Here is a 23,085-nt window from a genome sequence, read left to right on the forward strand (position 1 = left end):
CCCTCCTCTGCCGGAGGGCACGGGTGACACCGCAGCTACACGGCCGCCACAGATGTCTGGCTGAAATCACGACTGGCCTGCACCAGCATCCGCGTATAGTCGTGCACGGCCAGATCCTGGCTCAGGCAGCGGCTGTCCAGCAGCTCAACGATCTTGCCTTGTTGCATCACCGCCACCCGGTCACACAGGTGCGTCACCACGCCCAGGTCGTGGGTCACCATCAGGTACGTCAGCTTCTCGCGCTCGCGCAGGTCAGTGAGCAGGTTAAGAATCTCGGCCTGCACCGACACATCCAGCGCCGACGTCGGCTCATCCAGCAGCAAGACCCGCGGCTCAAGAATCAGGGCCCGGGCGATGGCCACCCGCTGCCGCTGGCCACCGGACAGCTGGTGCGGGTAGCGGTAACGAAAGCTGTCATTCAAGCCGACCTTGATCAGGATTTCGTTGATCCGGTCGTCCTTGTCCCTGACCCCGTGAATGATCAGCGGCTCGCGCAGGGCGGTGTCGATGGTGTGACGGGGGTGCAAGGAGCCGTAAGGGTCCTGAAACACCATTTGCACCTTGCGAAAGTGCTCCCTGGACAGCTTGTGCTGCAACGGAACGCCGGCAATGCTCAGCTCACCGCTCCATTGCCGGTATTGCCCCGCCAGGCAGCGCAGCACGGTGGTTTTGCCGGATCCGGACTCCCCCACCAGGCCAAAGGACTCACCATCGGCAACGCTCAGGTTGACATCATGCAGCACGTGATTGAGGGTTTCGCCTGCACCGAAACTCAGGTTCAGCGAACGGGCTTGAATCATGGACATGATCAGGTTCCTCAGTGGGTCAGCCAGAGTGGGTCACGCTGCAGCACCGGCAGGCGCACTCGGCGATTGTCCATGCTCGGCAGCGCAGCCAGCAGGCCACGGGTATAGGGATGTTCGGCGTGCTGCAAGTCGCAGGCGGCAAGGGACTCAACCACCCGACCGGCATACATCACCAGTACCCGGTCACAGTAATTGCGCACCAGATTGAGGTCGTGACTGACAAAGATCAGCCCCATTTCCTGCTCTTCGACCAGGGTTTCAAGCACGTTGAGCACTTGTTGGCGCACGGACACATCGAGGGCGGAAGTCGGCTCATCGGCGATGATCACTTCCGGCCGGGTGATGACCATCATCGCAATCATGATGCGCTGCCCCATGCCGCCGGACACTTCATGGGGGTAAAGGTTATAAACCCGTTGCGGATCGCGGATATGCACTTTTTCCAGCATTTCCAGCACCCGCTCGCGGGCCTCGGCACGACTGGCCTTGTGGTGCGCCAGGTAGGCTTCGGCAATCTGGTCGCCGACCCTGACCACCGGATTCAACGAGTATTTGGGGTCTTGCATGATCATGGAAATGCGCTGACCGCGAATCTTCTGCATGGCCTTTTCGCTGGCCGAGAGCAGATCAACACCGGCGAACTGCAGGGCCCTGGCGGTAATTTTGGCACTGGCGGGATGCAACTTGAGGAGACTGCGCCCGACGGTGGACTTGCCCGAACCGGACTCACCGACAATGGCCAGCTTTTCCCGACCCAGACTGAAGGACACATCGCGCACGGCGTGAGTCTCTTTCTGGCCGCTGACGAAGCGTACGTTCAGGCCTTCAACGTTTAATTTGATCGCAGACATGAAGCCTCCAGTTACTCGCTACGCGGATCGAGGATGTCCCGCAGGCCATCGCCCAACAGGTTGAACGCCAGGCTCACCAGCATGATTGCGGCCCCCGGTACAGCTACCAGCCACCAGCACTCGAGCATGTAGCGCCGACCGGTGGAAATCATGGCGCCCCACTCCGGCGACGGCGCCTGGGCACCGAGGCCGAGAAAGCCCAGTGCCGCAGCGGTGAGGATGATTCCGGCCATGTTCATGGTCAGGCGGATGATCACCGATGACAGGCACATGGGCACGATGTGGCGCAGGATGATCCGCGACGACGAGGCGCCCTGGAGCTCCACCGCGACCACAAAATCGGCGTTGCGCAAGGACAGGGTTTCCGCCCGCGCCAATCGGGCAATGGGGGGCCAGGAGGTCAAGGCAATGGCGACCACCGCATGCTCAAGCCCCGGGCCCAAAGCCGCGATAAAAGCCAGCGCCAGCACCAGGCTGGGAAACGAAATGAAGATATCGGTCACACGCATGAAGACCGTGTCGACGATACCGCCGTAGTAGCCCGACACCGTGCCGATAAACAACCCGATGGGGCCGACGATCACGGTGACCAGCGTGATGATGTACAGCGTAATGCGCGAGCCATAGACCAGACGGCTGAAAATATCCCGCCCGTATTCATCGGTTCCGAACCAGTGAGCGGCACCTGGCGCCTGCAAGGCGTTGGCCAGGTTTTGCGCCACCGGATCATGGGTAGCAATCCACGGGGCGAACGCGGCGACCACAATCAACAGCAGTGCCACCAGCAAACCGGCCAGGGTCATGGGATTGCGCAACAGGTGATGCAGCACCCGCAGGCTGCTCTTGCAAAAAGCATCGAAGCTGGAGCCCGGCGTGCGCTCCAGCGGCCGTTTGGCCGTGGACTCGACAGAAGACATGTTGGTAATCATCGGCATGTTCTCGGATTGATATCAAAATCACCGGGCGGCCCTCAGGCGCGCCCGACGGCACTCAGCGTTGCTTGTAGACACCCAGATAACGCGTGGCTTCGGCGTCATCGCCGGTAAAGCCCTTGACGTCAGCGGCGCTGACCACGGTGTCGGTCATCTGCGAAATCATCATGATCGGCCCGACCTGCTGGTCGTACAGGGTCTGGGCCTGGTGATACAGACTCACCCGCCGGGTCGAGTCACGCTCAACCCCGGCCTGCTCGATCAGGCTGTTGATGGGCGGGCTGAAGAACGAAGCACGCCAGCCCTGAAAGTTCGGCAGGCCGGCGTCATCGCTGTTGTCGGGGTTATAGGCAAACGTGCGCAAGCTGAAATACGGATGCGGGTAGCGCTCGGCGCCTCGTGCAACGATGATCTCGAAGTTGCGTGCACGCATGGCGCCATACACCTGATTACCGGTGCCGGTGACGATCGAGGCCTTGATGCCGCCCTCGGCCAGGGTTGATTGCAAGCGCGCCGCAATGTCAATGAACGGTGGTTCGGACAAGGTGCGAATGGTGGTGCTAAAGCCCTCCGGATAACCGGCCTCGGTCAGCAGTTGCCGGGCCCTGGCTGGATCCAGGTGGTAGCCCGGGTCCGGCAACCGCGCTTGCAGGTTCAACTGCATCGGTTGCTGGTTGAGGGTGCCGTAATAGGGCATCACCTGCTGATCAAGCCCTTTGTAGTCGATCAGGTTGCGTATGGCTTCACGAACCTTGGGCTGGGCGAATTCGGGTTGTTTCATGCTCATCGCCACGTAGTACATCGTGCCCCGTGGCAGCGACTGCACCTGCACGTCCGGCGAGCCGTCGATTGCACGGATGTCCGGGGCCGCCATGCCGTAGGCCATGTCCAGGTCGCCACGTTCCAGCATCAGGCGCAACGACTGGGACTCGGTCATGTGCCGTACGACCACACGCTTGAGCTTGGCCGGGCCGCCCCAGTAACCGTCGAAACGGGTCAGTAGCAGCGAGTCATTGGCGCTCCACTTGGTCAGCACAAACGGGCCGCTGCCAGCTTCATGGGTGACAAGCCAGCCGGCCCCCAGATCACCGTCCTTTTCGTGTGCCAGGGCTGTTTTGCGGTCCACCACCACCGCGCTGGGCGAGATCGCCAGGGAATCCACCAGCAGCAGCGGATCCATGACCTGCGGCAGATCGATCACCAGCGTGTGCTCATCGCTGGCACGAATCAGCGACTGGATATTGTCGACATTGAAGCCATAGGCTTTCCAGGTGGTGGCCAGCCCGAAATTGAGTTTCATCACCCGGTACAGCGACCAGGCCACATCGTCGGCCGTCAACCGGTTACCGGAGTGAAAAGTGACGTCCTGGCGCAGATGGAAAGTGATCTGTTTGCCGTCCTCGCTGATTTCCCAGCGTTCTGCCAGTTGTGGCAAATGCTTTTCCGGATTGCCCTGGTCGCGCTTGATCAGCGTGTCATAGAGGTTGGCATTGACCCCCGAGGCATCCAGACCGGGCGCATTGGCCGGGTCAATGGAGAACAGGTTAACCATGCTCATGCCGACAATAAGCTGATCGGCCGGGGTCTTGGCCTGGACCACTGCCATCGGCCCCAGGGCGAGCGTGGCAAGCAGCACGGCAAAGGACAACGTCGAGTACGCAGACTTCATTGAAAATTCCTTGTTCTTATAGTTGTGGGAGGCTGCAACAGCGTTTAGCGGGTACGCGGGTCGAAGACCTTGTACAGGGCGTCACTGATCAGATTGAGCGCAACGAAGATCAGGCCAATCACCAGCACACAGCCCATGACGGCATTCATGTCGCCGAGCATCAGGCTGCTGGTCAGGTACTGACCAAAGCCGGGCCAGGCGAATACCGTTTCGATCAGTACCGCGCCTTCAAGCAGCGAGCCGTACGCCAGGGCCACCACCGTCAGCAGTTGCACGAGAATGTTGCGAAAGGCGTGCCCCCAGACCACCTGGCGCCGGGACAGGCCCTTGACCCGGGCGGTAATGATGTATTCCTGGGACAGCTGTTCGAGCATGAAGCTGCGCGTCATGCGGCTGATGTAGGCCACCGAGTTGAGGCCCAGGATCAGAGCCGGCAGCACGATATGGCGCAAGGCACTGAAAAAGGCATCCTGGTCACGGGCCAGGATCGAGTCGATCAGCAGCAGGCCGGTGACGTCCGGCACCATGCCGTCGTAGGCGAGGTCAATGCGCCCTGCTCCACCGGCCCAGCCGAGCCAGGCGTAAAACACCAGAAGCCCCATCATGCCCAGCCAGAAAATTGGTGTGGAATAACCGAACAGGGTAATCACCCGGGCCACGTGGTCGCCGAGGCGGCCCTGGTTACTGGCGGCACACACGCCCAGTGGCAAGCCGATGAGCACGCCGAACAGAATGGCCAGGGTCGCCAGCTCGATGGTCGCTGGAAACACCCGGCGGATGTCATCCAGCACCGGGTGCCCGGTCAGCAGCGCATTGCCGAAATCCCCGTGCAACAGGTCATTGAGGTACAGACCGAACTGGGTCCAGATCGGCTTGTCCAGCCCCATGGAGCGGTACACCTGATCGTAGGTTGAACTGTCGGCGTCGGGCCCGACCACCGCCAGTACGGGGTCAAGGGGCATGACCCGGCCAATGACAAAGGTCAGCGCCAACAGGCCGAGCAAGGTCACCAGGACCGTGCCGGCACGCCGGGCAGTATTGGAAGCACGAGCCCCCATCACGGAGGCAGTGGATACAAACATAGAGAGCTCCTGATAAATCGGTCACCGCGTGATCAAATGCGCGAGGCCAGGCCCCGCACGACTTTCAGCGCTTCTTGTAGACGTCTTTATAACGGGTGGTAGCGGCCGGATGGCCCTGGAAGTCGGTCACGTCGCCGTACACCAGCACGGTGTCGGTCATCTGCGACACGGGCAGGATCGCGCTGACCTGTTGATCCAGCTGTTCCTGGATCTGCCGGTACTGGGCCAGTTGCTTGCTGGCATCCGGCTCGACCTCGGCGCGTTCGATCAACTGGTTCAGTTCAGGGCTGTAAAACGACGTACGCCAGCCCTGGAAATTGCTCAGTTTGGCTTCGTCACGATTGTCCGGGTTGTACACCAGGGTGCGCAGACTGGAATGAGGATGACGTTCGGCACCGCCGCCGCCCCGGCCGACGATGATGTCGAAGTTGCGCTCACGCATGGCGCCGTAAATCTGATTGCCGGTGCCGGTAATAATGCTGGCTTCGATGCCGGCCTGGGCCAGGGTCGATTGCAGATTGGAGGCGATATTGATAAACGGCGGCTCGGTCAGCACCCGGATGCTGGTTTTGAAACCATTGGGGTAACCGGCTTCAGCCAACAGCTTTTTGGCTTCTTCGACGTTCAGGCGGTAGCCCGGGTCCGGCAGACGTGCCGACAGGCCCAGAGGCAGTGGACGCTGATTAATCAGGCCATAGTGCGGCATCACCGTCTGGTTGATGCCCTGATAGTCAATCAGCGAGCGTACGGCCTTGCGCACCCGCGCATCGGCAAACGCGGGTTGTTTCACGCTGAGGGCTACGTAGTACAAGGTGCCGCGCTGCAGGGTCTGGGTACGTACCTTGTCATTGCTTTGCAGGGCCTGGATATCCGGGGCCGACATGCCCTTGGCGATGTCCAGATCTCCGCGTTCGATCATCAGCCGCAGGGACTGCGATTCCGTCATGTTGCGCATGACGATGCGCTTGAGCTTGGCCGGGCCACCCCAGTACCCGTCGAAACGGTTCATCAGGATGACGTCGTTGGCGCGCCAGTCATTGAGCATAAAGGCGCCACTACCCGCAGCATGCGTCACCAGCCAGGCAGCCCCCATGTCGTTGTTCTTCTGATGCTCCAGGACCTTTTTGCGGTCCAGGATAAAAGCACTGGGGGACGTCGCCAGGGTATTGAGCACCAGCAACGGATCGGTAGGCCGCGGCAGTTCAAGGACAAATGTGCTGGCATCGGTGGCGCGCATGTAGCGCTCGACGTTGTCGGCGTTGAATCCGTAGGCCTTCCAGGTCGAGGCCAGCGCCAGATTAAGCTTGAGCACACGCTGCAGTGACCAGGCCACGTCTTCGGCGCTCAGCGGGTTGCCCGACTGGAATTTCACATCGTTACGCAAGTTGAACGTCAGGGTCTTGCGGTCATCGCTCACCTGCCAGCGCTCGGCCAGGGCCGGTAGCAACTGATCCGGCCGGGCGACATCCTGCACCAGCAGCATGTCGTAGAGATTGGCGTTGATCTCCGATACGTCCAGCCCGGTGGCGGCAGCCGGGTCCAGGGACAGTAGATTGATCATGCTCATGCCAACAATCAATTGATCGCCAGGGGTCTTGGCGACTGCGGCCGGCACGGCGCCGATCGCCAGGGTAGCCACCAGTGCCCGCGCCAGCAGCGAAGGGAGAATGCTCATAGTCAGAGTGCCTTTCTTATAGTTATACGGCTCTCGGGCTGCCCGTCATGACCGGGCAGCCCGTGTACGGATCAAAAGCGGGTGAGGGTATGGGTCTCGATGAAATCGAAATCGATCTCTTCGCCCAGGCCTGGCAGATCCGACAGGTGTACAAAACCATCGCTGTCCATTGGATCAACCAGTCGCTTGAGATAGGCCGGCACTTCGTCGTAATCCAGGTACGGGTGCAACAGCCCGCGCTCATACCAGGTACAGTTCTTGATCGCGCCGACCACCGCCAGGTTGGCGGCCCCGTTACCGTGAATTTCGCAATCCATGCCAAAGGATTCGGCCATGTGCGCCACCTTCAGGCAAGGTGCAATCCCCCCGACACCCGCTACACCGGCACGCAAAATATCGCAGACGTCGTGCTTCACCCAACTGGCGCGGCTCAAGTGTTTACCGGCCAGGGTTTCCGGGCCCAGCACCGGGATTTCCAGTTGCCCTGCCAGCCAGGCATAAGACTCGGCGGAGTCTTCCATCATCGGTTCTTCAAACCAGGCAAAGTCGAGCTTTTGCAGTTCGCGGCCGATATATAGCGCGTCGGTACGGCTGTACCAGTGATAACCATCGAGCATCAGGGCGATGTCCGGGCCGACCGCTTCTCGCACGGCGGCGCAGGCCTTGATATCTATACGCGGGCTGGGCGCAAACGACACCGGCGGCATCCAGGTGTGCAGCTTGATTGCCTTGTAGCCACGCTTGACCAGGGTCTCGGCAAAACGCCCGTAATCTTCAGGGGTTGCCAATCCACCCGGCAGTTCATCGCCACACATCGTGGACCCGTACGCCGGCACCTTGTCGCGGAAACCGCCGATGAGCTTGTGCACCGGCACGCCCAGCTTGCGCCCCGCCCAATCCCACAACGCCTGCTCCACCAGCGCCAGCGCGCGATCAGTCAATTGACTGGCGCTACCACGTTGCCAGTGCGCCAGTTCGTGCCAGATTTTTTCGCGATCGAAGGCGTTTTGCCCGACCAGTACCTTGCGCACAAAACCGTCGAGCACATAGGGCCGGATCAACTCAGGCGCGCCAAAGGCATATCCCTCATTGCCATCCTCGGTCTGGATGCGCAACAGCGCCATTTGGGCCTGGGCAACATCGCCGGGATGGGCATGGCCGGCACTGTCTACTGCGCGGCGGGTCGGGTAGGAAAACACCTGGACGTTGACTGCAGTAATTCTCATGGACGTCTTAAGCCTTCTTATTGGATGTGTGGCAGGTCTGTCGCCTGTTGAAATGATCATAAGTCATCGTACAACATTTGAAAAGACGTCTTAAAACATCTGAATAAAACCCGAAATCTATCCAAAAACACTTTTAAACCCAATGTTTACTGGGCTTTTAAAGACAACAACTAAAGAGACAACCCAGTCAAAAAACCGCTCAAATGTTTCAAGATGTAACAAATTGCCTTATAACCCGTAGACACCCCCAATGTCGTACGATAACGTATATCTGCGCGCAAAAATGACGTCTTCCCGTAACAACCGATTGCCGATTGCCCCTCACACGCACTCCAAAAAAACAATAAAAGAAGGCCGTATGAACAATCCATTACGTACGCTCGTAACTGTTGCGACCCTGTGTCTGCCGTTCTGCGTCAATGCCGATTCCGCCAGCATCAACTACCGCCATCAGTTCACTGAGGACGACAGTATTCATGCTGATCGGATCAAGCTCAGCTACCGCATGGACAGCGGCCTGGGATTTGAGGGGGAACTGAAATACCGCACGGCCGGGGATCGAGAAGATGTGGCGTACGACAACATCGTTAATAACGGCCACGAGCTGACCGTCAATTACAACTACAAGCTCAGCCCGCAATCGACGCTAACACCGGCCTTGCAGATCGACAGCTCCAAGGACGCGACGACTTACAAGCTGGGCTTGAAGTACGCCTACAAAATCAACGACACCTTCTACACCGCCGTGCGTTATCGCCATGACGCCAGAAAGCTTGATCGTGACCAGGTCAACGCAGATATCCCCGATCGCGCCAAGGATAACCAGACCACTCACCGGCTGGAGGGCTGGCTCGGCTATACCCCGGCCAGCAAGTGGGCCCTGGAATACCAGTACATTTATTTCAAGACCGACTACATCCGCTATGACAACAAGAAGAGCGATTACGAACAGAACCTGGCCGTCAAATACAAGCTGTCCAAACAATGGGCACCGTTCATGGAAATCGGCGACATCAAGGTCAACGCCACTAGCGACGATCGTCAGGCCCGCTGGCGTCTGGGGGTTCAGTACAACTTCATGTAAGTCAAAAAGAGCGCTCTGGCTGTCGCGCATCGGCAGCCAGGCCGCGTCACTCCCGTTACCGGCACTCACCACCGTCCAATGGAATACCTGATCATGACTACCTCCCCCTTACCCAAACCTTTCCACCGCATTCTGCTGACAGGCGCCGCCGGCGGTTTGGGCCAGATACTGCGAGAAACCCTGCAGGCCCACGCTGCCATTGTCCGAGCCTCGGACATCAGCCCGATGGCGCCGAGTCGCGGCGCACATGATGAAGTCATCACCTGCAACCTCGCCGACAAGGCCGGGGTGGCAGCCCTGGTGAAGGACGTCGACACCATCGTGCACCTGGGGGGCATTTCAGTCGAAAGGGCCTTCGAGGACATTCTCGACGCCAATATTCGCGGCACCTTCCATATTTATGAGGCGGCGCGCCTCCACGGCATCAAGCGGATCGTCTTTGCCAGCTCCAACCACGTCACCGGGTTCTATTCGCAGGACACCCCGCTCGACGCCCACACCCCGCGCCGGCCGGACGGCTATTACGCGTTGTCCAAAGCCTACGGTGAGGACATGGCGACCTTTTACTTTCACCGTTACGGCATCGAAACCGTAAGCCTGCGAATCGGCTCCTCGTTTCCCGAACCGCGCAATCGACGGATGCTTTCGACCTGGCTGAGTTATGGCGACCTGGATCATTTGGTGACACGTGCATTGCTGGCGCCTGATGTCGGCCATACGGTGATTTACGGCATGTCGGACAACCGCGATGCATGGTGGGACAACCGGCACGCCGCGCACTTGGGTTTTGAACCCGCAGACAGCTCCGAAGTCTTTCGCCCACAGGTCGAATGCCAGCCTCAACCGGCCATGAGCGACCCCGACAGCCTGTATCAAGGAGGCGCTTTTACCGCTGCCGGGCCGTTTGGCGACTGACGTGCCGGTCACTCACGGCAGCGCAGCGCCCTGCCCGGCTCAGCTCTTGGCCGTCGTCTCGTATGCCCTGCGCATCCGTTCACGGCTATTGGAAAGGTGCAGGCGCATGGCTGCCCGTGCGGCGTCGGCATCGCGCCGCGCAATCGCCTGGTAAATGTCTTCGTGCTCACGGGTCAGGCGTTCGAGATAGGGTTCCGCGTTCGGCATGTGCCGCGCGGAATGCACCCGAGTACGCGGGATAATGCTGAGTCCGAGGTGCAGCATGATGTCGGTGAAATAACGGTTACCCGTCGCCAGTGCAATCTGCTGGTGAAACTGGAAATCGGCCGACACCGCATAGTCCACACTCACCGCTCTGGAATTGAGGGCATCCAGCGAGTCACGCATCAATTGCAGTTGTTGATCGGTACGCCGCGCGCAGGCCAGACCGGCGGCTTCGACCTCCAGACTGATACGCAGCTCAAGAACTGCCAGCGCGTCATGCAGGGTGACAATGCTGGCGGGGTCGATATTGAAACCGCTTGCACTTGGAATATCTCGCACAAAAGTGCCGATGCCGTGACGGGTTTCCACCAGCCCCGCCGCCTGCAGGCGGGAAATCGCCTCGCGGACCACGGTGCGACTCACACCATGCTCCTTCATGACTTGAGACTCGGTGGGCAACTTTTCGGCACTGGCCAACTCACCGTCACGAATACGCCGGGACAGCTCGGTGACCAGCTCTTCAGCCAGACTGCGGTGCTTTCGGCGAGCACCGGGTTGGACGTTCGGGTTGTCCATCAAGGGCCTTGCGTTGGGTTTACGAATGAACGCCCATCATAGCCCAAGCAGTTGTACGACAACATACTCATCCGCAGGATGCGCATCACTTCAGTGTCTTATCCACGCCCCACCTTGACCCATGCCATGAGCAGTGCCGAAGACAGCACGCCGACGGTCATGAAGATATACGCCGCTCCGGGGTTACCGGTCAGGCCAATCAAGTAACCCACGATCCACGAACCGAGAAAAGCCCCCAAAGCCCCGCAGGCGTTGATCAGGCCTATCGCGCCGCCAAACACGTTGGCCGGGAGGATCTCCGGAATCAGGGCGAAAAACGGTCCGTATGGTGCGTAAAGCGCACCGCCCGCCAGGGTCAGCAGGGCAAACGATAACCAGAAGTGCGAAGACCCGAGCAGGTACGAACAAAAGAATGCCAGAGCGCCCAACACCAGCAGCGGCCAGACGAAATGTTTGCGCTGCTGGGTTTTGTCCGAAGCCCAGGACACAACCAGCATGGCCGCGACAGCAGCCACATAAGGCACCGCGCTCAACCATCCGACCGTCACGATATCGGCTGCCGCGGCCTGCTTGATGATACTCGGCAGCCACATGATGAAGCCGTAGACACCGATGCTCCACAGCGCGTGCACACAGCAGAGCTGGATCACCACCGGGCTGGTGAACGCCTGGCGGTAGTTGCGGACGGTCTTCATGCCTTTCTGTTCATCGGCCAGGGTGGCGGCCAGTTGGTCTTTCTCCTGTCGGGTCAGCCAATCGACCTGCTCGGGCTTGTCCCTCGCCATCCGCCACCAGACAAACGCCCAGATCACCGCCGGTGCGCCTTCGATGATGAACATCTCGCGCCAACCCCAGGCGTGAATCAAGTAGCCCGACACGACTGACATCCACAGCACGGTGACCGGGTTGCCCAGCACCAGAAAGGTGTTGGCCCGCGAACGCTCTTTGCGCGTGAACCAGTTACTGATGAAGATCAGCATCGCGGGCATTACGGCCGCCTCGACGATGCCCAGTGACACCCGAATCACCATCAGCATCGGGATATTGGTCACCAGTCCCGTGGCCATGGCGCAAAAGCCCCACAAAATCAGGCTCCAGAACACCAGTTTGCGCACGCTGTACTTCTGCGCGTAGATCGCGCCCGGCACCTGGAAGAAAAAGTAACCCAGGAAAAACAACGCGCCGATCAGCGACGAGGTGCTCTTGGTGATGCCCAGGTCCTGCTCGATCCCCGCCGCGCTGGCGAAGCCATAGTTGGCGCGGTCCAGGTACGCGAGACTGTAGGTAATGAAAATCAGCGGTATCAGGTACCACCAGCGTCTGGGCGCAAAGCCCCTTGAGGTTGCCTGCGCCGTTGTGCGTTGACCGTCCAGGGCATCCAGCGCCATGGTGTGTTCTTTGAGAGTGCTCATGGGAATCCCCTGTTATTGTTTTTTTAGGTAACGACTCAAACCACGCTGGTCAATCCTCCATCCACGAACAGCGTTTGACCGTTGACAAAGTCGGATGCAGACGAAGCCAGGAACACCGCGGCGCCGCACAGCTCCTCGACTCGCCCCCAACGGCCCGCCGGGGTGCGCTTGCACAGCCATTCGGAAAACCCCTGGTCATCCACCAGGGCGCGATTCATCTCGGTCGCAAAGTAACCGGGGGCCAGGCCATTGGCCTGGATGCCGTGACGCGCCCATTCGGCGCACATGCCTTTTGTGAGCATCTTGACCGCGCCTTTGGACGCCGCGTAGGGCGCGATGGTCGGACGCGCCAGTTCGCTCTGGACGGAGCAGATATTGATGATCTTGCCGCGACCACGAGCGATCATGTGCTGCGCCACCGCCTGGGAAACATGGAACACGCCATCCAGATTGACCCGCATCAGCTCGTGCCAGTCTTCGGCGCTGAAGTCTTCCAGGGGCGCGCGGCGCTGAATGCCGGCGTTGTTGATCAGGATATCGATGGCCCCGGTCTGCGCTTCAAACCCGTTGATCGCTTCGCGCAACTGCGTGCGGTCCGTGACATCGAACACCGCGATTTCTACGCTGAGCCCTTCGTCGCGCAGTTGGCTGGCCACGGCCTGGGCTTTTTGTAGATTGCGATCGTTGATCACCAGACTGGCACCGGCGCTACCCAATCCCCGGGCCAGCTCAAGTCCGATGCCTTTGCATGAACCGGTGATCAAGGCTCGCCGCCCGTCAAGCTGGAAGCTAGTGGTAGTGAATGACATGCTGTACTCCACAAACAGACATTTTTATTGATTGTTTTCGACCTGCCGCCACTTCACCTGAGGTCAACAGCAGCGTCCAATCGTCATTCATGATCGGGTGATCAAGGATTTTGATCACCCTTCGTACATGGCTGTTCAACCCGGAGATCATCATTGGAAATCAAACACCTGCGCTCATTTGTAACCTTGGCCGAAGAGCTCCACTTCGGGCGCGCCGCGCAACGCCTGTCGATCGTGCAGCCAGCACTGAGCATGCAGATAAAAATGCTGGAAGAAGAATTGGGGGTGCGCTTGTTCGAGCGTAATCGGCACTCGGTCATGCTCACGGAAGTGGGCGTACTGTTCCTGCCCGAGGCACGCGCCACGCTGGCTCAATCGGCCCATGCGGTGCAGGTGGCCAAAGCCGGTGGACGCGGTGAAATCGGTCGTGTGCGTCTGGGTTTTGTGTCATCGGTGTTGCCGCACCTGCTGCCCTCGCTGATCCGCTCGCTGCATGCGCGCTTTCCGGGCATAGAGCTGGAACTCAAGGACATGCCGGGGCCTGACCAGGCGGCTGCATTGATCAATGGCCAGCTCGACTTTGGCCTGATGCGCTTGCCCGCCGTCATCCCGGGCATTCAAACCCGTGAGGTGTTGCAGGAATCGTTCAGCATTGCCCTGCCCGGCGATCACCCGCTGGTGGCGTGCGACACCCTGCACCCGGCAGATCTGGCCCGCATCCCGGTCTTCATGCTGGCCAGACGTTACGCCCCGGGCTTCCATGATGCGCTGATGCAGGCCCTGAACAGCCAAGGAACACCGCTGGCCATCGCCTCGGAGCTGGGCGAGTTCACCACCATGCTCGCGCTGGTATCTGCCGGCCTGGGTGTTGGCCTGCTGCCCGCCAATGCCGCCCGCGCACTGCCCGCCAATGTCATCTCCCGACCGTTGGACCTGGGCAGTTACCGGGCATCCACCGGGCTGGCCTGGGTTGATCTCAACAGCGCCGTGAAAAACACCGTGTTCAATTTGATGAACGAACTGCTGCTCCCTCCCGCGCCATGACGGTCTCGCTTCACCCGCCAGCAGTGCGGTGACTGCACAGCAGCGCTGCGGCGGCGCAGGCGAACAAGGTCAGGCTCAAACTCTGCCCCCAGGCCACCAGCGACAGCGCAGCGCCGATAAGCAGGTAATACAGCAAGCCAAACAACGCTCCGGCAGTACCCAGACGGTCTTGGTACGCCGTCAGTGCTGCCCCCAGGACATTGGGAATCGCCATGCCGAACGCCAGCACCACGCCCAGCATCGCCCAGGCGAACAGACCGCTGTCCTGCAGCAGCCCGACCAGAATGGCTCCCGCCAACAGCAATCCGCTGGCCATTTTCACCAGGGCCGCGCTGCCGAAACCGCGCTTGAGCAGGGTCTTGTTTAGCCACGCGCCGGAGCCCGAGCCCAGGGCCAGCAGCACCCCGCTCTGACCAAATGCCTGAGGCGTCAGGCCCAGTCTTTCAAACATGAAAGGTCCAAGGCTGTAATAGCTGAACAAGGCAACGTTAAACGCGCTGACGAGCACAGCGCAGCGCCAGATGTCCCCATCTTTAAGCATCCGCCACAAGGTGTCGGCCAGCGGCGCCACGGGCACGTCGACCGGACGGGTTTCCGGCAAGGCCCATGTGCACCAGCCACCCAGCAACAGCGCCAGCAGCAACAGGCAGGCCAGCACGCCGCGATAGCCATACAGATGCACCAGCCCCGTGCCGGCCACCAACCCCAGCGCGGGGCTGGCCGCCAGGGCAATGCCCACCAGCGAAAACACCCGGGCCAGCTCGGCGCCGCGGTAGCGGTCACGCAAGACCGTTTGAGTCACTACCGAAGCAACGGCAGCCCCAAATGCCGCCACGGCCTGGGCCAGCAGCAACGCTTCGAGGCGCCTGGCACTCAATGCCAGCCCCGTCGCCACAGCGTACAGCGCCAAGCCTGCGAGCAACGTCAGGCGTCGCCCCAGACGATCACTGAGGCGCCCCCAGATCACTACACCCACGGCAAACGCCAGGAAGAACACCGACAGGGTCTGGGCCGCTTGTTGCGGGCTTACGGCCAATGCCAGCCCAAGGTCCGACAACGCCGGGCTGTAGAGGGTCTGGGCGATTTGCGGGAACATCAGCAAGGCAATGGCCAGCGGCAGGAGGCTTTTCAGATTCATCAAGCAAGGCTCAACAGGGAATTGAGCGAGGATTTTAATCAGCCGTTTTCGGCGTATTATCCGGATTACGTCAAATAACCCATGAAATCGAACAACCTATGCCCTGGCTCAAGGCCGATAGCCCGTTTGACCCCGATCAATTGGACACCCCGGTGATCGGCATCGGTGCCTTGCTGGGCAATCACGACTCGGGCTTGCATCGCCATCGCTGCGGGCAACTGCTCTTCACCCAGCGAGGATGCACGCGCATTACGCTCGACCATCAAGTGTGCATGCTGCCACCGACCCAGGTTGCCTGGATTCCGCCCGGCGTTGAGCACCGGGCCGTCATGCAGCAGACGGTGGACTATCGCTCGGTCTACCTGGATCAAACGCTGTCCCGGCAGTTACCCGATCATGTGCAGGTGATGTCGGTCAGCTCGTTGTTGCGTGCCGTGCTGGAAAGCATTTGCGAGGCACCGTTCAAGACTGACTGGCATCACGGCAAACCGTTCCACCTGCTCAGCCTGTGCCTCGATGAAATCGCCGCCGCCCCTGCACAACCGATGCTGTTGCCCCTGCCCGTAGACAGGCGCCTGTCGCCGTTGCTGGAGAACCTTGAGCAATTGCCCCCCGACCTGCAAACGCTGGTCACACGCGTAGGGGCCAGCGACAGGACCATCGGCCGTATCTTCAGGCGAGAAACAGGGATGGGTTATCAGCAATGGCGGCTGTTGCGTGCCGTCGAACTGCTCGCCACCGGCCGTAGTCTTGATTGCTGTGCTGATGAGCTGGGCTTTGCCAGCGACAGTGCGTTCATCGCGTTTTTCAAAGGCATGACGGGCTGTACGCCGCGGGGATATTTCAAGTAATCGCCTGCAAAGACCGGCACGGGCCAGGGCGACCCGTGCCGGTCTGGTCAATCAACCTTCCTGCAGCGCCCGTGGACGGTGGCTGCGAAGTTCGGCGGCGGTATCGACGGCCTGTTGCAGCTGGAAGTCGAATTTCAGTTCGGCATAACGGCCCGCCACACCGCGGGCGCCATCCTCGTGGAACACCACCTCACCGACCAGCCCTTCACGGGTGGCGTAGGCGAAGTCATCCCACAGGTACTTCTCGCCCGACAGGTTGATCTGGGTGGTCAGGTGACGGTGCCCCGGCGCCGAGATAAAGAAATGCACGTGGGCCGGCCGCTGGCCATGGCGACCCAGCAAGTCCAGGCATTCCTGGGTCGGGCCCTGCGGATCGCAGCCATAGCCCGATGGCACGATACTGCGGGCGCGATAGCGGCCCTCGGCGTCGGTGATGATGCGGCGGCGCAGGTTGTACTCGGTCTGGCTCTGATCGAAGAACGAGTAAGTGCCCTTGGTGTTAGCGTGCCACAGGTCCACCGTCGCACCGGCAACCGGTTTGCCCAGGGTGTCGAGCACCTGGCCCTCCAGAAACATGACCGTGGCGACGCCCTCTTCGCTGCCGTCGTCCATGCGCGCTTCAGCGTTACAGATCGGCGCCCCGGCCACATACAACGGACCTTCGATGGTCCGCGGTGTACCGCCGGTCAAGCCAACCTGGGCGTCTTTGGTGTCCTGCAGCAGGTCAAGGAAGTGCTCGATGCCCAGGCCTGCAACCAGCAAGCCGGCTTCCGAGCGACCACCCAGACGGTTGAGGTAATCCACCGACTTCCAGAACTCGTCTTCCGTGATATCGAGGTCTTCGATGATTTTGGCGGCGTCTTGCAGTACACGCAGAATGATGCTTTTCAAGCGCGGGCTGCCGTTATCGTTACCAAAGCCGGCGGCTTCTTTGAAGAAGCTCTGGATAGCGTCTGTGTGAGTGATTTTCACGGTCATGCTGCTCACCTCATCTTGTTCTTATGCAAGGAATTTGAACGGGATAGCGAACGCCTTAACGGTCGTCGTCATGAATCGAGGACGGATGGCGGCAGAGCCCATCGACTTCGATATCCATGTACGGGAATAACGGCAGTTGCATCAGGGTATCGTGCAGCGCCTCGACGCTGGCCACATCGAATACGCTGTAGTTGGCGTAGTGCCCGGCAATACGCCACAGGTGCCGCCATGTGCCTTCGCGCTGCAGACGGTGAGCCAGCTCCTTCTCGTCGGCCTTGAGCTTGGCCGCTTTGGCCGGGTCCATATCAACCGGCAGTTTCACGGTCATTTTCACGTGGAATAGCATGGTGTTCTCCTAAAAGAGGCAGTGGGTTCAAGTGCGACGGAAGTGCGCCAGGCGCTCTTCGTCCAGGGTCAGGCCCAGCCCCGGCGTACGCGGAATGTGCAGCTCGAAGTCACGATACTGCGGCGCCTCGGTAATGATGTCGGCGGTCAACAGCAGCGGCCCGAACAGCTCGGTGCCCCAGGTCAGTTGCTTGAGCGTCAGGAACGCATGGGCCGAGGCCAGGGTGCCCACCGAGCCTTCGAGCATGGTCCCGCCATACAGGGCGACCCCGGCCGCTTCGGCGATCTGGGCAGTGCGCAGCACAGCGCGAGGGCCGCCATTTTTGGCGATCTTCAGGGCAAACACGCTGGCAGCGCCGTCCGCGGCCAGGCTGAACGCATCCTCGACACTTTCAATGGACTCGTCAGCCATGATCGGGGCCGGGCTGCGCAGGTTCAGACGCACCTGCCCCGAACGGTTGACCCGTGAGATCGGCTGCTCAATCAGATCGATACCGTTGTCACCCAGCACCTGGCAACCACGAATCGCCTGGGATTCATCCCAATACTGGTTGACGTCAACACGTACGCTGGCCCGGTCACCCAGGGCCTTTTTGATCGCGATCACATGCTTGAGGTCCTGCTCCAGCGGATTGGCGCCGATCTTCAGTTTGAAGATCCGGTGACGTCGCACGTCCAGCATCTGCTCGGCTTCCGCGATGTCACGGGCCGTGTCGCCGCTGGCCAGCGTCCAGGCCACTTCCAGGCTGTCGCGCACACGACCGCCCAGCAGCTCGCTGACCGGCAGGCCCAGGCGCTTGCCCTGGGCATCGAGCAATGCGCTTTCAATCCCGGACTTGGCGAAGGTGTTACCCTTGGCGATCTTGTCCAGGGTCTGCATGGCCGCGTTGATATTGTCGGCAGCCATGCCCACCAGCATCGGTGCCAGGTGCGCATCGATGTTGGCCTTCATGCTTTCCGGGCTTTCGTAACCGTAGGCCAGCCCACCGATGGTGGTGGCCTCGCCGATCCCTTCGATGCCGTCGCTGCAACGCAGGCGCAGGATCACCAGGGTCTGTTTCTGCATGGTGTGCATCGCCAGCTTGTGCGGGCGGATGGTCGGCAGGTCGACGATGAGGGTCGTCAGGCTTTCAATCAGGGCTTGGCTCATTTCAGTCTTCCACTCAGGTGAAGGTGCAGGCGACTCGGCGGTATCAGCCGAGATCACCGCCGCCGACCGGCAGGGTCACGCCGGTGATATAGGACGCTTCGTCACTGGCCAGAAACAGAATCGCGCCGACCTGTTCGTCCATGGTGCCGTAGCGCTTCATCAGGCTGCTGTCGAGGGTCTGGTCGACGATCTGCTGATACCAGCCCTTCTCCTCCGGGCTCTGCTCGGCGGCATTGCGCGGAATGCGCCGGGGCGGAGCCTCGGTGCCGCCGGGTGCCGTGGCGTTGACCCGGATGCCGCGCTCGGCGTTCTCGAACGCCAGGCAGGCGGTCAGCGCATTGACGCCGCCCTTGGCTGCACCGTAAGGCACGCGATTGATGCTGCGAGTGGCGATGGACGACACGTTGACGATCGCACCGCTGCCCTGTTCGAGCATGTAGGGCAACGCGGCGTGGCAACACCACAGCGTGGGGAACAGCGAACGGCGCACTTCGGCTTCGATCTCTTCGACCTGGTAATGCTCGAAGGGCTTGGCCCAGATGGTACCGCCGACGTTATTGATCAACACGTCGAGGCGGCCAAAGGCTTCAACCCCGGCGGCCATCACCCGTGCGCAGTCCGTATAGAGTTCAAGGTCGGCGGTCAGGGTCAGTACGCCCTCGCCTTGCAGCTCGTGAACCAGCTCGGAGCGATCCACCGCGATCACTTGTGCGCCCTCAGCCAGCAGCCGTTCGCAGACACGACGACCGATACCTTGGGCGGCGCCGGTCACCAGCGCGACTTTGTTGTCGAATCTAGGGTTCATGACAACCTCGATTAAAAAGGGATCGCACCCGAATCGTTCATGGTGCGACCCCGAAAACAGGATCAAGCAGCTGAGGCAGCGAACTTCTCGTAGTAGAAGTGGGCCGGGGTAATGCCTTGCTCGCGGATATACAGGCTGACCGCTTCCACCATCGGCGGTGGCCCGCACAGGTACACGTCGACGTCACCCTCATTGAGATGGGTCGGCTCGATGTGCTGGGTGACATAGCCCTTGAGCGGATGCTGGCTCTGCGGGTTGGCCACGCAGGCACTGAAACTGAAATTGGGAATGAGAGCGCTCAAGGCTTGCAGGCGGTCCAGCTCCACAAGGTCGAAGTCGTTGGTCACGCCGTAGATCAAATGCACCGGGTGCGGGCTGCCCTGCTCGGCAATTTTTTCGAGCATCGCCGTGAACGGCGCCAGCCCTGTGCCGCCAGCCAGCAGCAGCAGCGGGCGATCAATCTGACGCAGGTAAAAGCTGCCCAAGGGCCCGGCCAGGGTCATGTTGTCGCCGGCTTTGGCGATACCGGTCAGGAAGCTGCTCATCAGGCCGCCCGGGACATTGCGAATCAAGAAGCTGACTTCGCCACCCTTTTGCAGGCTGCTGAACGAATAGGCGCGGGTCTGCTCGCTGCCCGGCACCTGCAGGTTGACGTATTGCCCCGGCAAGAATGCCAGGCTGCTCAACGACTCGCCCTTGATCGACAGCGCGATGGTGCTTTCAGACAACTGTCGTATATCGCTGATGGAGGCTTCGAAACTGGCCTGCTGAGTCTTGCACACCGTGGATGAAGCCGGCACACGCAACACACAATCGCTGGCGGCGCGCATCTGGCAGGTCAGCACATAACCTTGCTGAACCTCGTCGTCGCTGAGGGCGTCTTCGATGAAGTCGTCACCCAGTTCGTAGCGACCGGCTTCAGCGAAACATTTGCAGGTACCGCAGGCGCCATCACGGCAGTCCAGCGGAATATTGATGCCCTGGCGATAGGCAGCGTCGGCCACGGTTTCGTTGCCAGTGGCTTCGATGAATCGGGTCACCCCGTCTTCAAAGTTGAGCGCGATCTGAAAGCTCATGATGTACCTCGCACGCAATGCCGAGCCCGGATCGCCCTCAGGCGCCTCCAGCCACTCGTCACCCCGTTGATCAGATGTGGTAGATGTCGATGACTTGACGGACATAATCGTTTTTCAGCACCACTTTCTTGGCCTTGATCAGTGGCTGGGGACCACGCATGTCAAGGGTGTAGAAGCTGGTCCCGAAGTAACTGTCCGTGGTCTTGTAACGGAAGCTCAGGGTGTGCCAGTTGAAACGCACGTGGCACAGTCCATCGGCCTCCTCGACGATCTCGATATTGCTCAGATTGTGTGAGGTGCGGGTGTCAGGCATGGTCGCACTGGAGCGCTCGGTCTTGATCCGGAAGATACGATCTTCCAGGCCACCACGGTTGCCGTACCAGATCAGCGAGATTTCGCTCTGCGGGTCTTCGGTCAGCGTGTCGTTGTCATCCCAGGAAGGCATCCAGTAAGTGGCGTCGCTGGCATACAGCTCCAGCCACTGGTCCCACTGGCCGTCGTCCAGATAACGCGCTTCGCGGTACAGGAAGTCACGCACGATGTCATGGGAAGTACTCATTGCACGGCCTCCACGGGGATCAGTTCCTGCTCGGCGGCATCGGCCTTGAGCATCACTTCCTGCCAGTACTTGTGTTGCAGCACGAACAGGCCCTCATCTTCGGTACGCACACCTGACAACAACGGTTTGAGATCGATCTCTTTGGCGGCCTCGTCGGCCCCCTCGACCCAGTGAGTCGCGCCGCGAGACATGTCGTTCCAGCCGCGGCCGGCACCGTAGCCAGTCTGGCAGGAGCGGAACTCCTCAAGGTCATCCGGGGTGGCCATGCCACTGACATTGAAAAAGTCTTCGTACTGGCGAATACGCTTGGTACGGGCTTCACTGCTCTCGCCCTTGGGTGCGATGCAGTAAATGGTGATTTCGGTCTTGTCGACAGAGATCGGCCGGGCGATACGGATTTGCGAACTGAACTGGTCCATCAGGTAAACGTTCGGGTACAGGCACAGGTTGCGCGAGTTCTCGATCATCCAGTCAGCACGGGCCTTGCCGAAATCGCGGGCCAGCTCATCGCGACGCTCATAGGCCGGACGGTCTTCAGGGTTGGCCCAACGGGTCCAGAGCAACAAATGGCCATTGTCGAAGGAATAGAAACCACCGCCGCTCTTGGCCCAGCTGCCAGCGCTCATGGTTTTGATTTCTTCGCCGGCTTCACGCAACGCGCGCTGGTTTTGAGTCGCCGCGTAATTCCAGTGCACGGAGCTGACGTGGTAGCCATCGGCGCCATTCTCGGCGGCGAGTTTCCAGTTACCCTCGTAGATATACGAGCTGGAACCGCGCAGGACTTCCAGGCCCTCCGGCGACTGGTCGACGATCATGTCAATGATCTTCGCCGACTCGCCCAGGTGCTCGGCGAGCGAGGTCACGTCCGGGTTCAGGCTGCCGAACAAAAAGCCGCGATAGGATTCAAAACGCGCGACCTTGGTCAGATCGTGGGAGCCTTCACAATTGAAGCCTTCAGGGTAGCCGGCTTCGCTCGGATCCTTGACCTTGAGCAGCTTGCCACTGTTGTTGAACGTCCAGCCGTGGAACGGGCAGGTATAGCTGGAACGGTTGCCGGTCTTGTGCCGGCACAACATCGCACCCCGGTGGCTGCAGGCATTGAGGAACGCATTCAACTCACCGGCCTTGTTGCGCGCGATGAAGATCGGCTGGCGCCCGATGGTGGTGGTCAAAAAGTCGTTGATATTGGGGATCTGGCTTTCGTGCGCCAGGTAGATCCAGTTGCCCTCGAAGATGTGTTTCATTTCAAGGTCGAAAAGACGAGGATCCGTGAACATTTCCCGCTTGCAGCGGTGGACGCCCTTCTCCTTGTCTTCCTCAAGCATGGCATTCAAGTAATCGATTCCCAGGGACATGGCCAGGGCCTCCGTTGTTATTGTTCAGGCCTGATCAGAGTAGGGAGTCGATACCCACGGCAATATCCAATTACTGCAGATCGCTATCCGTTTACCGCAGAGGGCGTTTGAGATTCAGTTCAGGTCTCTCGGGGTGTCAGGTTTTATGGCCGCAAGCGGACGCGGCCTCGTTCTACTCGTCCGCTGCTACAGATCACGCGCCTCATTCGCCAGCGGCGACAGGTGTTCGTAGCAGTTGACGAGCTCAGCGAGGCTACGTCCGGCTGCGCAGCAGTCGTCAGTTCAGGTCTCTCGGCGGGTCAGGTTTTATGGCCGCAAGCGGACGCGGCCTCGTTCTACTCGTCCGCTGCTACAGATCACGCGCCACATTCGCCAGCGGCGACAGGTGTTCGTAGCAGTTGACGAGCTCAGCGAGGCTACGTCCGGCTGCGCAGCAGTCGCCAATCCAGGTCTCTCGGCGTATCAGGTTTTAAGGCCGCAAGCGGACGCGGCATCGTTCTACTCGTCCGCTGCTACAGATCACGCGCCACATCACCTCTGTCG

At 60.3% G+C, this 23,085-nt stretch carries 22 protein-coding genes; 4 read left to right on the forward strand and 18 right to left on the reverse strand.

All coding sequences use genetic code 11. The features are described from left to right. Positions 1-35 precede the first annotated feature (35 nt). The 7 genes from DQN55_RS13250 to DQN55_RS13280 all read right to left on the reverse strand — a co-directional run bounded on the left by DQN55_RS13250 (position 36) and on the right by DQN55_RS13280 (position 8,241). Positions 36-806 (reverse strand): ABC transporter ATP-binding protein, encoded by a 771-nt coding sequence (locus DQN55_RS13250; RefSeq protein WP_048382043.1) that lies wholly within the window; start codon positions 804-806, stop codon positions 36-38. A gap of 11 nt (positions 807-817) precedes the next feature. Further along, a complete protein-coding gene (locus DQN55_RS13255) occupies positions 818-1,657 on the reverse strand; it encodes an ABC transporter ATP-binding protein (protein WP_048382042.1) in 840 nt (279 codons plus the stop codon). Between the two features lie 11 nt (positions 1,658-1,668). Next, entirely contained in the window at positions 1,669-2,586 is a 918-nt protein-coding gene (locus tag DQN55_RS13260) for an ABC transporter permease (RefSeq protein ID WP_048382237.1), read from the reverse strand. A 61-nt stretch (positions 2,587-2,647) separates the two neighbouring features. Beyond that, a complete protein-coding gene (locus tag DQN55_RS13265; protein WP_048382041.1) occupies positions 2,648-4,258 on the reverse strand; it encodes an ABC transporter substrate-binding protein in 1,611 nt (536 codons plus the stop codon). 44 nt (positions 4,259-4,302) lie between these two features. Next, complete coding sequence (locus DQN55_RS13270) at positions 4,303-5,340, reverse strand: ABC transporter permease (protein WP_048382040.1); 1,038 nt, start codon at positions 5,338-5,340, stop codon at positions 4,303-4,305. A gap of 64 nt (positions 5,341-5,404) precedes the next feature. Beyond that, the gene (locus DQN55_RS13275) at positions 5,405-7,015 is read right to left on the reverse strand and encodes an ABC transporter substrate-binding protein (RefSeq protein WP_048382039.1); all 1,611 of its coding nucleotides are present in this window, start codon (positions 7,013-7,015) and stop codon (positions 5,405-5,407) included. 71 nt (positions 7,016-7,086) lie between these two features. Continuing rightward, positions 7,087-8,241, reverse strand: a complete 1,155-nt coding sequence (locus tag DQN55_RS13280) for a mandelate racemase family protein (RefSeq protein WP_048382038.1) — start codon at positions 8,239-8,241, stop codon at positions 7,087-7,089. A 358-nt stretch (positions 8,242-8,599) separates the two neighbouring features. Between DQN55_RS13280 and DQN55_RS13285 the strand changes: the two genes are divergently transcribed. Both DQN55_RS13285 and DQN55_RS13290 read left to right on the forward strand, forming a co-directional pair. Next, on the forward strand, positions 8,600-9,325 hold the full coding sequence (locus tag DQN55_RS13285) for an oligogalacturonate-specific porin KdgM family protein (RefSeq protein WP_048382037.1): 726 nt from the start codon (positions 8,600-8,602) through the stop codon (positions 9,323-9,325). 93 nt (positions 9,326-9,418) lie between these two features. Beyond that, positions 9,419-10,240, forward strand: coding sequence for an NAD-dependent epimerase/dehydratase family protein (locus DQN55_RS13290; RefSeq protein WP_048382036.1), 822 nt, complete (start codon positions 9,419-9,421; stop codon positions 10,238-10,240). A gap of 39 nt (positions 10,241-10,279) precedes the next feature. Here DQN55_RS13290 and DQN55_RS13295 read toward each other — a convergent pair whose 3' ends face one another. The 3 genes from DQN55_RS13295 to DQN55_RS13305 form a co-directional block, all read right to left on the reverse strand. Then, entirely contained in the window at positions 10,280-11,020 is a 741-nt protein-coding gene (locus tag DQN55_RS13295; protein ID WP_048382035.1) for a FadR/GntR family transcriptional regulator, read from the reverse strand. A 98-nt stretch (positions 11,021-11,118) separates the two neighbouring features. Next, a complete protein-coding gene (locus DQN55_RS13300) occupies positions 11,119-12,408 on the reverse strand; it encodes an MFS transporter (protein WP_048382236.1) in 1,290 nt (429 codons plus the stop codon). Between the two features lie 59 nt (positions 12,409-12,467). After that, positions 12,468-13,241: an SDR family NAD(P)-dependent oxidoreductase gene (locus tag DQN55_RS13305; protein ID WP_048382034.1), complete on the reverse strand. Its 774-nt coding sequence runs from the start codon at positions 13,239-13,241 to the stop codon at positions 12,468-12,470. 153 nt (positions 13,242-13,394) lie between these two features. On the opposite strand from DQN55_RS13305, the gene DQN55_RS13310 reads away from it, so the two are divergent. Then, positions 13,395-14,285 (forward strand): LysR family transcriptional regulator, encoded by an 891-nt coding sequence (locus tag DQN55_RS13310; protein WP_048382030.1) that lies wholly within the window; start codon positions 13,395-13,397, stop codon positions 14,283-14,285. Positions 14,286-14,295: 10 nt separating this feature from the next. Here DQN55_RS13310 and DQN55_RS13315 read toward each other — a convergent pair whose 3' ends face one another. After that, the gene (locus DQN55_RS13315; RefSeq protein WP_048382028.1) at positions 14,296-15,423 is read right to left on the reverse strand and encodes an MFS transporter; all 1,128 of its coding nucleotides are present in this window, start codon (positions 15,421-15,423) and stop codon (positions 14,296-14,298) included. 98 nt (positions 15,424-15,521) lie between these two features. Here DQN55_RS13315 and DQN55_RS13320 point away from each other — a divergent pair, with 98 nt between their 5' ends. Continuing rightward, positions 15,522-16,274 (forward strand): AraC family transcriptional regulator, encoded by a 753-nt coding sequence (locus DQN55_RS13320; protein ID WP_048382026.1) that lies wholly within the window; start codon positions 15,522-15,524, stop codon positions 16,272-16,274. 51 nt (positions 16,275-16,325) lie between these two features. Here DQN55_RS13320 and catA read toward each other — a convergent pair whose 3' ends face one another. From catA to benA, 7 genes are all read right to left on the reverse strand, one after another. Continuing rightward, positions 16,326-17,252 carry a catechol 1,2-dioxygenase gene (catA, locus tag DQN55_RS13325; RefSeq protein WP_048382024.1) on the reverse strand — a complete coding sequence of 309 codons (927 nt, stop codon included), beginning with the start codon at positions 17,250-17,252 and terminating at the stop codon, positions 16,326-16,328. Positions 17,253-17,307: 55 nt separating this feature from the next. Continuing rightward, positions 17,308-17,598: a muconolactone Delta-isomerase gene (gene catC, locus DQN55_RS13330; RefSeq protein WP_048382021.1), complete on the reverse strand. Its 291-nt coding sequence runs from the start codon at positions 17,596-17,598 to the stop codon at positions 17,308-17,310. A 27-nt stretch (positions 17,599-17,625) separates the two neighbouring features. After that, the gene (locus tag DQN55_RS13335; RefSeq protein WP_048382019.1) at positions 17,626-18,747 is read right to left on the reverse strand and encodes a muconate cycloisomerase family protein; all 1,122 of its coding nucleotides are present in this window, start codon (positions 18,745-18,747) and stop codon (positions 17,626-17,628) included. A gap of 43 nt (positions 18,748-18,790) precedes the next feature. Continuing rightward, the gene (locus DQN55_RS13340) at positions 18,791-19,552 is read right to left on the reverse strand and encodes a 1,6-dihydroxycyclohexa-2,4-diene-1-carboxylate dehydrogenase (RefSeq protein WP_048382014.1); all 762 of its coding nucleotides are present in this window, start codon (positions 19,550-19,552) and stop codon (positions 18,791-18,793) included. Positions 19,553-19,614: 62 nt separating this feature from the next. Further along, positions 19,615-20,628, reverse strand: a complete 1,014-nt coding sequence (benC, locus tag DQN55_RS13345; RefSeq protein WP_048382012.1) for a benzoate 1,2-dioxygenase electron transfer component BenC — start codon at positions 20,626-20,628, stop codon at positions 19,615-19,617. A 70-nt stretch (positions 20,629-20,698) separates the two neighbouring features. Continuing rightward, complete coding sequence (benB, locus tag DQN55_RS13350; protein WP_048382011.1) at positions 20,699-21,187, reverse strand: benzoate 1,2-dioxygenase small subunit; 489 nt, start codon at positions 21,185-21,187, stop codon at positions 20,699-20,701. Next, on the reverse strand, positions 21,184-22,542 hold the full coding sequence (gene benA / locus DQN55_RS13355) for a benzoate 1,2-dioxygenase large subunit (protein WP_048382008.1): 1,359 nt from the start codon (positions 22,540-22,542) through the stop codon (positions 21,184-21,186). The genes benB and benA overlap by 4 nt, the downstream gene beginning before the upstream one ends. Between the last annotated feature and the right edge of the window lie 543 nt (positions 22,543-23,085).

The organism is Pseudomonas taetrolens (assembly GCF_900475285.1).
Lineage (GTDB): Bacteria > Pseudomonadota > Gammaproteobacteria > Pseudomonadales > Pseudomonadaceae > Aquipseudomonas > Aquipseudomonas taetrolens.